The organism is Campylobacter hyointestinalis subsp. hyointestinalis (assembly GCF_013372145.1).
In the GTDB taxonomy this organism is placed as follows: Bacteria; Campylobacterota; Campylobacteria; order Campylobacterales; family Campylobacteraceae; genus Campylobacter; species Campylobacter hyointestinalis.
Map to the genome: position 1 here is coordinate 161103 of NZ_CP053827.1, position 13075 is coordinate 174177.

Sequence of the window (13075 nt, forward strand, 5' to 3'; positions counted from 1 at the left end):
ACGTGAGGAAAGATATGATAAAAACAGTTTTACCGCTTAGTTTTATAACCGCTTCAAGATTTTTTGGGCTTTTTATAGTGTTACCGGTACTTAGTCTTTATGCTTTAAATTTAAAAGGCGCAAATGAGTTTTTAGTCGGACTTTTAGTCGGCGTTTATGCTATCACTCAGATGATTTTACAAGCGCCTTTTGGGGCTCTTAGCGATAAATTTGGCAGAAAAATCACGATGAGTTTTGGGCTGATTATCTTCATCATTGGTTCGCTGATTTGTGCGAATGCAAATGATATTTACACTATGCTTTTAGGGCGTCTTATCCAAGGTAGTGGGGCTATCGGCGCAGTTGCGACTGCTATGATAAGCGACTTTGTCAGCGAGGAGAAAAGAGGCCACGCTATGGCGATAATGGGCGGTATGATAGGTATATCTTTTGGACTATCTATGGTTTTAAGCCCTATTTTAAGCTCTAAATTTGGACTTTCTAGCTTGTTCTATCTCTCGGCTTTGCTTTGTGTTTTTTGTATAGTTTTGCTCTACGCGGTTGTGCCTAGTGAGATAAAAGTAGTCTATCACGAACCCAAAATAGGCTTTTTAAAACTTCTTAAACAAAAAAATCTTTTTATTATGAATATCACGAATTTAATGCAAAAAATGCTTATGAGCACCGCGTTTGTTGCTATCCCTATCATTTTAGTTGGTGAAATGGGCTTTGATGGCAAAAATTTATGGATAGTATATGCCCTTGCTAGCTTATTTGGATTTGTATCTATGGGAATGGCAGGATTTTTAGGAGATGCAAAAGGTCATAGTAAAAAGCTTTTGCTTATAGGTGTAGTCTTGTTCATAGCTGCGTATTTGACGTTTGCTTTTAGCAAAAATAGTACGTTTTTTATAGTTGGCGTTGTTCTGTTTTTTATCGGATTTAACTTGCACGAACCCATTATGCAAAGCTGTGCTAGTAAATTTGCCCTAAGTAGCCAAAAAGGCTCAGCTCTAGGCGTTTTCAACGCTTTTGGATATTGCGGCAGTTTTTTAGGAGGAGTTCTAGGTGGATATTTTTTACATAAATTCGATATAACTACTTTGGCGATTTTTTACGCTGTTCTATCTATACTTTGGTTAGCGCTTTTAAGTCTGCTTAGCGATCCAAAGATCTTTAAGAATTTATATCTTGAGAGCGCTGATTTTAGCAAACTCGATGGAATTTTAGGGATCATAGAAAGGTACCATAGCAAAAGAGGTTATGTTATCAAATACAACTCAAATTTGATAAATGAAAGCGAGATCAGATCTATCCTTGCTGGGTGACATAGTCTTGCTTGTATTCAGATATCTTATATCCTAAATTATAATATTTTTTAAATTTTTATTGATTTTTTATATTTAAACATTTATAATCCTTCCTTAACATTCAAATTACAATGCAGGGGGGGGGTAGGTTATGAAAAGTATCTCAGGTAAAGTTTCGATTATTATAGCAGTGATTTTTGCTATTTTACTATCGATAGTGTCTTATGTAAATTACACACAATCTAGAAACAATTCGCTAAAACTACTGATTTCGGAGACTTCAAAGATCCTAGAAGCATCTACAGAAATATCAAATAACGAATTGGGTTATGGTGAAACTACAGTAGAAGCTATGGCTAAGTACATAGCAGAACACGGCATAGACGATACTCTTATGTTGACTTTAACTATCGTAAATGATACAAACGGTCTTGAATCTACATATTTTGGTTCTGAAATAAATGGAAATATGTATAGTTCAGGTGGAAGAATAAACTATAAGGATGACAATTTTGATGTTAGAAAACGTCCTTGGTATCAAGAGACGATCGAGAAAAATAGGCTTGTAATCACTGAGCCTTATCCGGACTTAACAACTGGTAAAATGGTCATCACAGCATCGCAACCTGTGTATAAAGACTCGAAATTAATAGGTGTTATGGCTATAGATTTAGTAAGCGATGATCTATCAAAACAAATTTTTGATATAGCAAAGGTAGAGGGCGGCTATCTTATAATCATAAATAAAGACGGTAAGATCTTGATGCACCCAAATAAAGAGTTGGTCGGTAAACAAGCTAATTCTTCAGTTGAGATCGCCAACAATGTCAAAAATAAAAAATTTGATGAGTTTGGTAGAGTCTCATATAAAAGCGAAGATGGCATACAAAAATTAGCAAAATGTGCCGAGCTTAAGTATAATAACTGGCAAGTTTGTACCGCTCGTGATACTAGATTTTTTGAAGAAAAAAATAACGAAATACTATTAGAATCAATTATTATGGCTATATTGTCTATTATAATTACTACTGTGATAGTCTTAGTTCTGATAAAAAAGATGCTTAGTCCTATCCAAACTATAGGATCAGGTCTCAAAAACTTCTTTGACTTCCTAAACCATAAAAATAACAATCCAAAAGATATAAAACTAAACTCTAATGATGAGTTTGGAGTAATGGCTAAAATGATCAATGAAAACATAAATTTAGTCAAAGAGAATTTAAATCAAGACTCTATAGCTGTAAATGAGTCTCTTCAAAGAGCAAAAGAGGTAGAAAACGGAAATCTAAGTGTAAGAATAACTTCTAAACCAGCATCACCAGGATTAAATCAATTAAAAGATGTATTAAATAATATGTTATCTGCATTAGAACAAAAGATAGGAAGTGATATAAACGTTATTCAAAACACGTTTGATAGCTTTAAGAATTTAGACTTCACTAGTAAGATACCAGAGGCTAAAGGTGAAGTAGAAAAAGTAACTAATCTACTTGGTAATGAGATCACAAAGATGCTAAGCGATAACCTAGCTCAAGCAAATAATCTACAAGAAAAAGCAAATAGTCTAAAAACTCTAGTAGATAGTTTAAATACTTCAACTAAATCTCAATCAGATAGTCTTCAAGAAAGTGCAGCTGCTGTTGAAGAGATGAGTAGTTCTATGGAAGCTATAAATGAAAGAACTGCTGAAGTTATAAAACAAAGCGAAGATATCAAAAACATCATAACTATCATAAGAGATATTGCTGATCAAACAAATCTTTTAGCACTAAATGCTGCCATTGAAGCAGCCAGAGCTGGAGAGCATGGACGTGGATTTGCAGTAGTTGCAGATGAAGTTAGAAAACTAGCTGAGAGAACTCAAAAATCTCTAGGAGAGATTGAAGCAAATGTAAATATCTTAAGTCAAAGCATAAATGAAGTATCTCAAAGTATCAATGAGCAAACAGAAGCTATAAATCAAATAAGTCATAGCGTAGTAAGTGTTGATGAGCTAACTAAACAAAATGTTACTATAGCAAGTGATACTAATAGAGTTACTAAAGAAGTAGAAGGTATTGCTGATATTATAGTTAGTGAAGTTAAGAAGAAGAAATTTTAAGAAATAAGTGCCTTTTTGGCACTTATTTTAAACTCATATCCGCAAATATATTATAAATTTATCTATCTTTAGACTATCAAATTTGTAAAATTACGCCGCTTTTCTACTAAATAATCCAAGATAAATAGCAAATATAAATCCAAGTGCGAGCGCGTATGGTGCGTAAGCAGTTATCCCAGCTCCTGAGCTCGCAAGTAAAAAGTTATGAGCAAATCCAGCCCCAGCCATCATTCCTATGACAAATATAACAGATCCTAAATTTCCAGTTCCCATTTGCACAAGATGCTTTCCAGGGCAACCTTCGCTAAGACTAAAGCAAAGCCCTGCTAAAACCATACCTAAAAAGTTCCATATAAAGTCGTTGTGGGCTATAGGCTGAGCTTCAAAACCAAATTTATACTGACCTAAAGCCAAATTTGTTATGCTTGCAAAAACGATGATAGATATCACGCCCCAAAACATAGAAAAATCACCCCTAAAAGCTCTTGAAAACGCGCCTACTGAGCAAAATTTACTTTTATGCATTAAAACGCCGACTAAAACTCCAGCTATCAAAGAAACTACTATAGTAGCATGCTGGCTAGCAGGACCTTTTATAGACGTAAAAAGCGCACCGTTTCCAGCTTTTAGTCCAAAAACTAGAGCCAAAAGTAAAATAACACTAAAAACTACAGGTAAAATTCCTAAAGTTTTACTAACAGCTACGCTTTCTTCTGCTTTGTATCCTTTGCTTTTGAAAAACATTCCAATACCAACACCGACTCCTAGTCCTAAAAATCCAGCTATAGCAGTCATATCTCCGCCGCCAAGACGTAAAAATGCACGCCAAGGACAACCCAAAAACACGAGTGCTCCTATCATCGCAAAAACGCCTAGAAAGAAATTTGAAAATGCCGCGGGACTGCTTTTTGGAGTAAATTCTTTCGTCCAAAATAGACTTGCTAAAAATCCGCCTATGATAAGCCCTAAAATCTCCGGTCTTAGGTATTGTAACGCTTCTGCTTTATGAAATCCTAAAGCCCCAGCGCTATCTCTAAGAAAACAAGCCGCACAAATTCCCATATTGCCCGGATTTCCGGCTTGCACTAAAAGAGCTGCTAAAACACCCAAAACTCCACCTGAAATGATAAACCATTTTGTATTCATAAGAATTCCTTGTATTTGTGTAAGTCAAACTGACTTTGCGCAAATTATAACAAATTTTTAATGTATTTGTAACACAAATCCAAATTTTTTTATAAACCCATCTAAACTCGTATTAAATTTGCAAACTTATGTTAAAATCCTAAAAAATGATATATTTGGGAATAAAAATGAAAAGTTATGATGAAAGTTTAAATGATTTATTAGGCGCAGTTAGTCCGTGGGATAGGATCGAGCGCATACCACTTAGCGCGGCTAGAGATAGGATAGCTTGTGAAGATATCGTTGCTAGGCGTGATTATCCGGAATTTCCTACATCGGCTATGGATGGATACGCTATCAAATTTGAAGATCTAAAACTAAAAAAACTAAAGATTTTGGGTTCACTTCCAGCGGGCTCACAAAGCAAAAGTATAAATTTAAAAAATGGAGAATGTTTAAAAACATTCACAGGAGCTCTTCTTTGCGATGGTAGCGATACGATAATCCCGATCGAAAATGTAAACGTAGAAGGTGAAAATATAGAAATATTGCAAGGAGTCGCAAAAGGTTTTGCCGTGCGTCCAGTAGGAGAAAGCTACAAAAAAAATGATATTCTTATTAAAAAAGGCACAAAACTCGGCTACTCGGAGCTTGGACTTTTAGCCGAACTTGGGATCAGCTACGTAAATGTATATTTGCGTCCAAAAGTCGCGGTTCTTAGTACCGGTAGTGAGATAGTAGATATCGGTGAGAGACCTAAAAACAATGCTCAAATTCATAGCTCAAACCATATTGCCATCGCAAATATGGTAGCTTGTATGAATTGCGAAGTCATTACATTGCCTATTATAAAAGACGATCATGACTTGATAAAACAAACCGTTATAAACACTTTAAAAAGTGTGGATTTCATCATCACGACAGGAGGAGTGAGTGTTGGGGATTTTGATTTTATGCGTGATATTGTAAAAGAATTCGAAATAGTAGTAAATAAGGCTGCTATCAAGCCAGGTCGTCATATAAAAGTAGCAAAACTAGGCGAAAAATACATATTTGCGCTTCCTGGATTTCCGTATTCGGCTATGGTGACTTGCGCTCTTTATTTCAGAGAGTTTATAGACAAACTACTTGGAGTGAAAGAAAACTACAAATTTAAAGCGATTTTAGCAGAGGATTATCATAAAAAATCGCCTTTTGAAGAGTTTAGCGCAGCAAGCACAGTAAACGAAAACGGAGTTATAAAGATATCTACTTCGACTAAAAAATCAGGCTCATCGGCGATAGTTACAAATTTAAACAACAAAGCCGTATTATTACGAGCTAAAACTAGCTTAAAAAAAGGCGAAATAGTAGAATACATAACAATGGTTTAAATGCATAAAATTTGGATTAAATTTACAATATAAGTTGTATAATTGCGCCCAAATTTACAACAAAGAGACGAAATGAAATTTGTCATAAACGATGTCGAATTTAATAAATTCAGCATCAAATCAAAACCGTTGATAGAGCGATATCTAAGCCTCCTTGGTACAGAACTTGAAGTCGATATAAGCGATTATACATTCGCGGCAAACTATATTTGGCTTGAAAATGCAAGTGGATTTTATGCTATTATCGAAGATAGCTTTTGTCTATTTTGTATGGCAGGAAGTGAGCTAAGTATGCTTTTACCGCCACTTGGCAAGATATCAAATCTCAAAAAAGCTATCGTAAAATGTTTTGAAATCATGAATGAAAACAACACGAAACAGCATTATTCTAGGATAGACTACGTAGCAGGAAGCATACTAGAGAAATTTGCCGAGCAGATAGAAAAAGGCGCCGATATCTTCGATGTCTTTGAGGACTATATATTTGAAAAACGCTTGGTGGATTATATCTACAAGAGCGATGATCTAATAGAATTAAGAGGCAACTCGTACCACACAAAACGCACGGAGATAAATAAATTTAAAAACACATATCCAAACTTTAAGATAGAAACGCTTGAGCCGAATTTACATAGAGAAGAGATAATAAATTTAGCAAACGTATGGGTCAGTGAGCGTATAAAATATATGCCGAGCCAAAACGTAGATGATTTTTTAGAAGGAATTTATCAAGAAAAAGCGGCGATAAAAAGGATGCTTGATCACTACGCTGAGCTAGAGCTTATCGGTATTGTTTTATTTATCGATGATACGCTAAAAGGCTTTACAGTTGGCGAGCGGATAAATGAAGGAGTGGCTAGCGTGATCATCGAAAAGACAGATTTTGCGACTTTGGGTTCGGCTCAGTTTATTTTTAGAGAGTTTTCAAAAGTGTTAAAAAGCAAATACGACTGTGATTTTATAAATGTCGGAGACGATATGGGATTTGAGAACTTGAAAAAAGTAAAGATGAGCTATCGCCCAAATAGTCTTGAAGTAAAATACTCGATCTATCAAAAACTATGAAACTAACAAAAGCAAATTTAAAAGATATAAATGAGCTTGAAAAGCTGGAACTTAGCGTATTTGATGAGTTTAATTTTCCACTTTCAAAAGCAAATTTCAGATATCACATCAAAAATAACTATCTTATAAAAGCTATAGAAAATGAGCAAATTTTAGGCTATATTTTGGTGCTAAACAAATTTAAAGTGCCTAGAATTTACTCTTTAGCAGTCAGTAAAGATGCTAGAGGCAAAGGCGTCGCTAGCAAACTTTTAGATCTAGTTTGTGCTAAATTTGGCTCTCTTAGACTTGAAGTTAGAAGCGACAACGCTCCAGCCATAAGCTTATATAAAAAGCTCGGCTTTAGCGTCAAAAAAACTTTACCGCGTTACTACAATGGCGGTGGTGACGGCGTTTTGATGCTTAAAATTTCTTCTTCTTAACTTCACTAACTATAATATCAGCAATACCTTCTACTTCTTTAGTAACTCTATTAGTATCACTTGCTATAGTAACATTTTGTTTAGTTAGCTCATCAACACTTACTACGCTATGACTTATTTGATTTATAGCTTCTGTTTGCTCATTGATACTTTGAGATACTTCATTTATGCTTTGACTTAAGATATTTACATTTGCTTCAATCTCTCCTAGAGATTTTTGAGTTCTCTCAGCTAGTTTTCTAACTTCATCTGCAACTACTGCAAATCCACGTCCATGCTCTCCAGCTCTGGCTGCTTCAATGGCAGCATTTAGTGCTAAAAGATTTGTTTGATCAGCAATATCTCTTATGATAGTTATGATGTTTTTGATATCTTCGCTTTGTTTTATAACTTCAGCAGTTCTTTCATTTATAGCTTCCATAGAACTACTCATCTCTTCAACAGCAGCTGCACTTTCTTGAAGACTATCTGATTGAGATTTAGTTGAAGTATTTAAACTATCTACTAGAGTTTTTAGACTATTTGCTTTTTCTTGTAGATTATTTGCTTGAGCTAGGTTATCGCTTAGCATCTTTGTGATCTCATTACCAAGTAGATTAGTTACTTTTTCTACTTCACCTTTAGCCTCTGGTATCTTACTAGTGAAGTCTAAATTCTTAAAGCTATCAAACGTGTTTTGAATAACGTTTATATCACTTCCTATCTTTTGTTCTAATGCAGATAACATATTATTTAATACATCTTTTAATTGATTTAATCCTGGTGATGCTGGTTTAGAAGTTATTCTTACACTTAGATTTCCGTTTTCTACCTCTTTTGCTCTTTGAAGAGACTCATTTACAGCTATAGAGTCTTGATTTAAATTCTCTTTGACTAAATTTATGTTTTCATTGATCATTTTAGCCATTACTCCAAACTCATCATTAGAGTTTAGTTTTATATCTTTTGGATTGTTATTTTTATGGTTTAGGAAGTCAAAGAAGTTTTTGAGACCCATTTTCGTGAGTATAGCTTACTCTGCCGTATTTATCAAAGTTTTTGTTTTGATAGTTCTTAAGTATCTCTTTTGTAGCATTTAGTGCTTTGCCTATGTATTCACTGGTTGGATGCATAATCACTTTTGCATTTTTATCCATCAAAAGTATATATGCTCCTTCGGCATTTCCTAGTTCTACAAATTCCTTGCTTAATTTATCTATGGCTGTATCTGCGCCGACAACTCCTATTAATGTATTATTTGAATATATAGGGGCTGCAATAGTAATAGATAGTCTTTGTCCGGTGGCACTGATATAAGGCTCTGAAATGATAGTCTTGTTTTCTTTGATAACTTCTTGATACCAAGAACGTTTTCTAGGATCGTATTTGTCTGTAGGTAGGTGAGAATTACCATTTGAGCGTATCATCATACCGTCATTTTGATAGCCGACAAACATCAAGTCAAAGTTTGAAGAGTTTTCTATGACTTTTAATGTCTTTTTTACTTCTTCGTTGCTATAGTTGCTTGAACCAAGCAGTTTGGCTAGACTTTCTACGGTGTTGATATCATCTCCAAATTGCGTTTTTAATAACGACTCAGCTGATTGAGTGACTTTCTCTCTTTCATTTACTAATAATTCTGTCGTGTTGGCTTTTAAGTCTGAATAAATTTATATAACTTAGAATCGCAAGCAAAATTATAAAGAGTAGCGACACTCCAAATGATACCTTTCTGGCTATACTTTTTCTTTTCATGGTATTTCTCAGATAAATAATATTTTTAAGGTTAGATTAAATTAAATAAATTAAGAATTTGGTATTAAAAATTTATTAAAAAATAAGCTAAAATAAATTTTTTTTACATAATAAACTTATATTGTTACGGCACTTAAGCGGGTTTTAAATTTTTGCTTATTTTGTCAATTTTACCCCGTCTAACTCTAAATTTTCATAGTAAAATGAAAAGTATGTGCTTGAAGTAAGTGGCGAAGTAGTGTTATTTTCATAATTAATATAGCTTGAGTATGAAGTAGAGAAGTCGTAGGCTTTCACATCTTTGAGCGTATAGGTGCTAAGAGTGCCTTCCATATTTGTTTTTATTATGAGATCTATTTTATCATTTTTAGATATAAATTTAAGAAGCTCTTTAGAGTTGTTTTCTTGCTCATTGATAGAAAATGAGATGCTTTTTGCATATTTTGATAATATGCCATCGGATTTTGAGTTTGGTATTGTTGGCTCACCTACAAAGTTATAATTTATATTTATACCAGATAGCTCTAAACTCAACTTTCCAGTTTTGCCTATAAAAGTAGCAGTAACACTGCTGGCAAATAAAAAACTTGCAAAAACTATAAAAACTAGTAACTTTTTCATTTTATACTCCTTAGCTTAAAATCCCAGCTCCATTTATCGCTTGACTTCTATCTTTGGCATAGATTCTTTGGGCGTTTTTTAGATCATATTTCCAGATCGGAGCGTTTGCTTTAAAATCCTCCACAAAGTCATTTATAAGACTTAGTGCTACTTTCCTTTTTGGACTTAGCACACCTGCTATGAAGCTTGAGGCGTGATTTAACACGTCGCCTTTTGAATGTGCCATAAATATAGTAGCATTTTTTTCTTTTGCCTTTTCTTGCCACGCATCAAACCATTTTTTGAGCAGCGGTTCATAGATATCAAAACTAAGGCCGTCTATGCCGTCTTCATCTCGCACAACGCCTACAAAGGTTATGATAGCGCCGTAATTTTTATCTTTATTTTGTATAAACCAGCGGTTTGTTATCTCAGTGACGTTTAGTTCGCCGTTGTATAGTTCCATATTTAGCCCCCACAAACTGGCGGTAATATACAAATTTTATCACCGTTTTTTAAAGGAGTATCAAGATCCGTAACGATCTCGTCATTTAGTGCAACGGCGCAGAGTTTTAGCCACTCTTTGAGATTCTCATTTTTATTTAAGATCTCTTTTAACTGCCTTAAATTTGCTACATCTAGCTCTAAAGCGTCCGTATTTATCGGCCCTAAAAACTCGACTTTTACCATATTTTCTCCTTTAAAATATAATCATATCTTATGATATTAAATTTTAATTCCTACTGTTTTGTAATTTACATAATTTACAAAGGCTTCATTTACGACTTTGACGTTTTGCCTTTTCGTATAATCGACGTTGTAGCTTCCGCGTTCGCTAGTGCTAAAATTTATACAAAGTTTTGCAGCAAAATTTATGATATCTTCACTCAAATTTTGTTTATTTGTCTTTAAGATGACGTGAGCGCTTTTGATATCTTTTAGATGAAACCAAAAATCATCTTTTTTTGCGTTTTTAAGTAAAAATGCATTCCCTTTTTCATTCTTTCCGACACTGATCTTAAACTCGCCTACGTAAAAATCACGAACTATGTCGCTAAATTTAGCACTGTTTTTATTTAGCGATTTTTTAGGCGATATGATGAGTAACTCGCTGCTGGTATTTGCTAGGTTTATAGCATTTTTTAGTTTGAGTAAAAAGTCTATTTTTTCATTTAAATTTGAGCGCTCTATCTCTATGCTTGCTGCTTTTTGTTTTAGCTTTTTACTTTCTTTAAACATAGCATTTGCACTATTTTTTGGAGTATCATTTAGCTTTAAATTTATATTGTTGCCATCTTCGTCAATCAAATTTAACTCTCTTTGAAATCCTTGTAAAAGATATAAATTTGAGATTATAAGGCTCGCGTTTTTATTTAGCTCTTTACTCTTTGCTTCTAAAAATTCCTTGCTTTCAAGCTTATCTAAGCTAGCTTTTAAACTCGATATTTTTTTATCTAAGTTCGCCAATTTCGCAGATTTTAAATTTTCTAATCTTTTCGTTTTGAGTTTTAAGAATTCGTTTTGAAAATATTCGTCAAAGTCAGTGATCTGCTCACAATCACTTTCTTTTATGTCAAATGGCTCAAGCATGATTAATTTTTTGGCCGGTTTTATGACTCTTTTATCGTTTTGCATATGCCTTAAGGCTTCTAAGATGATACCGTTTTCATCTGTTAAAATGATATTTGTAAATCGTCCGGTAAATTCTAGATATAAAACTGAATTTACCTTCTTATATGAGCCGCTAAGGCTTGCTTGTATTTTCAGTATCCTGTTGTTTTTTAGCGTTTCTATGCTATCTATCTTGGCTGAGTTTAGGCGTTTTTTGAGCATTATATCAAATGGAGCTTTATACTCTTTAAAAGCTATCTTTTCATCTGTTTTATAGATGCTAGAGCTGCTTTTATTTAGATCAAAAACTAAAGAATAATTCCCATCAAACGTGATTTGCAAAGCCAAATCATCAACTCTTTTGATGTTATTTATTTTTTTAAATTTGGTTAAAAACTCTGAGATACGAGTTAAAATTTTGTACTTCATAAGCCTGATTATACCAAAAATTTGCTACAATAGACCAAATTTAGCTAAGGAAAATCATGAAACAAACTATTACTGAAAAAATTTTTAGCGAGCATGTTGGACACGCTGTTTATGCGGGGCAAATAGTAGAAAGTAAGATCGATATGGTCATAGGAAATGACATCACTACGCCGATCTCTATAAAGGCTTTTAAGGAGAGTGGAGCAAAAAAACTAGCAAATCCAGACGGTTTTGCTATAGTAATGGATCATTATATCCCGGCTAAAGATATAGCAAGCGCAAATCAGGCAAAAATCAGTCGTGATTTTGCTTATGAACATGATCTAAAGAACTTTTTTGATGAAAAAGATATGGGCATCGAACACGCTTTGATGCCAGAAAAAGGTCTTGTAGTACCAGGAGATGTTATCATAGGAGCAGATTCTCACACCTGTACACACGGTGCTCTTGGCGCGTTTAGCACGGGAATGGGAAGCACGGATTTGGCTTATGCTATGATAACTGGTAAAAACTGGTTTAAAGTACCTGCGACCATAAAAGTTGAGTTCGTGGGAAAACCTGCGAAGCACATCTACGGCAAGGATTTGATACTTGAAGTTATACGTCAAATCGGTGTTGATGGAGCTTTATACAAAGCTTTAGAGTTTTGCGGGGACGCTATGAAATATCTTGATATGGATAGCCGTTTTAGTTTATGTAATATGGCTATAGAAGCAGGCGGAAAAAGCGGTATAATCGCAGTAGATGATATAACAAAAGAATTTTTAGCTAGTAAAAATTTACGTTCAAAACCAAAGTTCCACTATAGTGATGAGGACGCAAACTATGAGCAAATTTTACGCATAGATGTGAGTAAGCTTGATCCTGTTATCGCGTATCCGTTTTTACCGAGCAATGGAAAAAGCATAAATGAGGCTTTGAAAGACGACCTAAAAATAGATCAAGTGTTTATAGGAAGCTGTACGAATGGACGTCTTAGCGATCTTAGGATAGCTGCTGGAATTTTAAAAGGAAAAAGAGTAGCTAAGCACACTAGGCTCATCATCACTCCAGCTACGCAAAAGATCGCACTTGCAGCGCAAAAAGAAGGGCTTATGGATATCTTTGTAGAAGCAGGAGCTGTGGTCAGCAACCCTACATGTGGAGCTTGTCTTGGTGGATATATGGGGATTTTAGGGGCAGGGGAGAGATGCGTGAGCACTACAAATAGAAACTTTGTAGGCAGAATGGGCGATAGAACTAGCGAAGTGTATCTTGCAAACTCTGCAGTCGCGGCGGCTTCTGCGATAGCTGGTAAGATAGCAGATCCAAGAGTGCTATAAGAAA

General features: G+C 34.5%; 11 protein-coding genes and 3 pseudogenes. 7 read left to right on the forward strand and 7 right to left on the reverse strand.

The window, feature by feature from the left end:
- Window positions 1–14: 14 nt before the first annotated feature.
- From CHHT_RS00850 to CHHT_RS09370, 3 genes and pseudogenes are all read left to right on the forward strand, one after another.
- The gene (locus tag CHHT_RS00850) at window positions 15–1307 is read left to right on the forward strand and encodes an MFS transporter (RefSeq protein WP_034963896.1); all 1293 of its coding nucleotides are present in this window, start codon (window positions 15–17) and stop codon (window positions 1305–1307) included.
- A 133-nt stretch (window positions 1308–1440) separates the two neighbouring features.
- Window positions 1441–2232, forward strand: a pseudogene (locus tag CHHT_RS09460) (PDC sensor domain-containing protein); the annotation flags it as partial.
- Window positions 2233–2988: 756 nt separating this feature from the next.
- A pseudogene (locus CHHT_RS09370) lies at window positions 2989–3390 on the forward strand (methyl-accepting chemotaxis protein); the annotation flags it as partial.
- Between the two features lie 90 nt (window positions 3391–3480).
- On the opposite strand, the gene yedE reads toward CHHT_RS09370, so the two are convergent.
- Window positions 3481–4536, reverse strand: coding sequence for a YedE family putative selenium transporter (yedE, locus tag CHHT_RS00860; RefSeq protein ID WP_034963947.1), 1056 nt, complete (start codon window positions 4534–4536; stop codon window positions 3481–3483).
- A 167-nt stretch (window positions 4537–4703) separates the two neighbouring features.
- On the opposite strand from yedE, the gene CHHT_RS00865 reads away from it, so the two are divergent.
- The 3 genes from CHHT_RS00865 (at window position 4704) to CHHT_RS00875 (ending at window position 7375) form a co-directional block, all read left to right on the forward strand.
- The gene (locus CHHT_RS00865; RefSeq protein WP_034963949.1) at window positions 4704–5888 is read left to right on the forward strand and encodes a molybdopterin molybdotransferase MoeA; all 1185 of its coding nucleotides are present in this window, start codon (window positions 4704–4706) and stop codon (window positions 5886–5888) included.
- Between the two features lie 72 nt (window positions 5889–5960).
- Window positions 5961–6953 (forward strand): DUF2156 domain-containing protein, encoded by a 993-nt coding sequence (locus tag CHHT_RS00870; protein ID WP_064019600.1) that lies wholly within the window; start codon window positions 5961–5963, stop codon window positions 6951–6953.
- Window positions 6950–7375, forward strand: coding sequence for a GNAT family N-acetyltransferase (locus CHHT_RS00875; RefSeq protein WP_059430794.1), 426 nt, complete (start codon window positions 6950–6952; stop codon window positions 7373–7375). Before CHHT_RS00870 ends, CHHT_RS00875 begins: the two co-directional genes overlap by 4 nt.
- Here the strand turns inward: CHHT_RS00875 and CHHT_RS09375 are convergent.
- From CHHT_RS09375 to CHHT_RS00905, 6 genes and pseudogenes are all read right to left on the reverse strand, one after another.
- Window positions 7356–7757, reverse strand: a pseudogene (locus tag CHHT_RS09375) (methyl-accepting chemotaxis protein); the annotation flags it as partial. The gene CHHT_RS00875 and the pseudogene CHHT_RS09375 overlap by 20 nt on opposite strands.
- Window positions 7758–8349: 592 nt before the next feature.
- On the reverse strand, window positions 8350–9024 hold the full coding sequence (locus CHHT_RS09085) for a PDC sensor domain-containing protein (RefSeq protein ID WP_082864059.1): 675 nt from the start codon (window positions 9022–9024) through the stop codon (window positions 8350–8352).
- A gap of 241 nt (window positions 9025–9265) precedes the next feature.
- Complete coding sequence (locus tag CHHT_RS00890; protein ID WP_034962573.1) at window positions 9266–9730, reverse strand: hypothetical protein; 465 nt, start codon at window positions 9728–9730, stop codon at window positions 9266–9268.
- A 10-nt stretch (window positions 9731–9740) separates the two neighbouring features.
- Window positions 9741–10175, reverse strand: coding sequence for a molybdopterin synthase catalytic subunit (locus CHHT_RS00895; RefSeq protein WP_034962572.1), 435 nt, complete (start codon window positions 10173–10175; stop codon window positions 9741–9743).
- A 2-nt stretch (window positions 10176–10177) separates the two neighbouring features.
- Entirely contained in the window at window positions 10178–10399 is a 222-nt protein-coding gene (locus tag CHHT_RS00900) for a MoaD/ThiS family protein (protein WP_034962571.1), read from the reverse strand.
- 36 nt (window positions 10400–10435) lie between these two features.
- Window positions 10436–11749, reverse strand: a complete 1314-nt coding sequence (locus tag CHHT_RS00905; RefSeq protein ID WP_034962570.1) for an NFACT RNA binding domain-containing protein — start codon at window positions 11747–11749, stop codon at window positions 10436–10438.
- A gap of 56 nt (window positions 11750–11805) precedes the next feature.
- On the opposite strand from CHHT_RS00905, the gene leuC reads away from it, so the two are divergent.
- Entirely contained in the window at window positions 11806–13071 is a 1266-nt protein-coding gene (leuC, locus tag CHHT_RS00910) for a 3-isopropylmalate dehydratase large subunit (RefSeq protein ID WP_034962569.1), read from the forward strand.
- Window positions 13072–13075 lie beyond the last annotated feature (4 nt).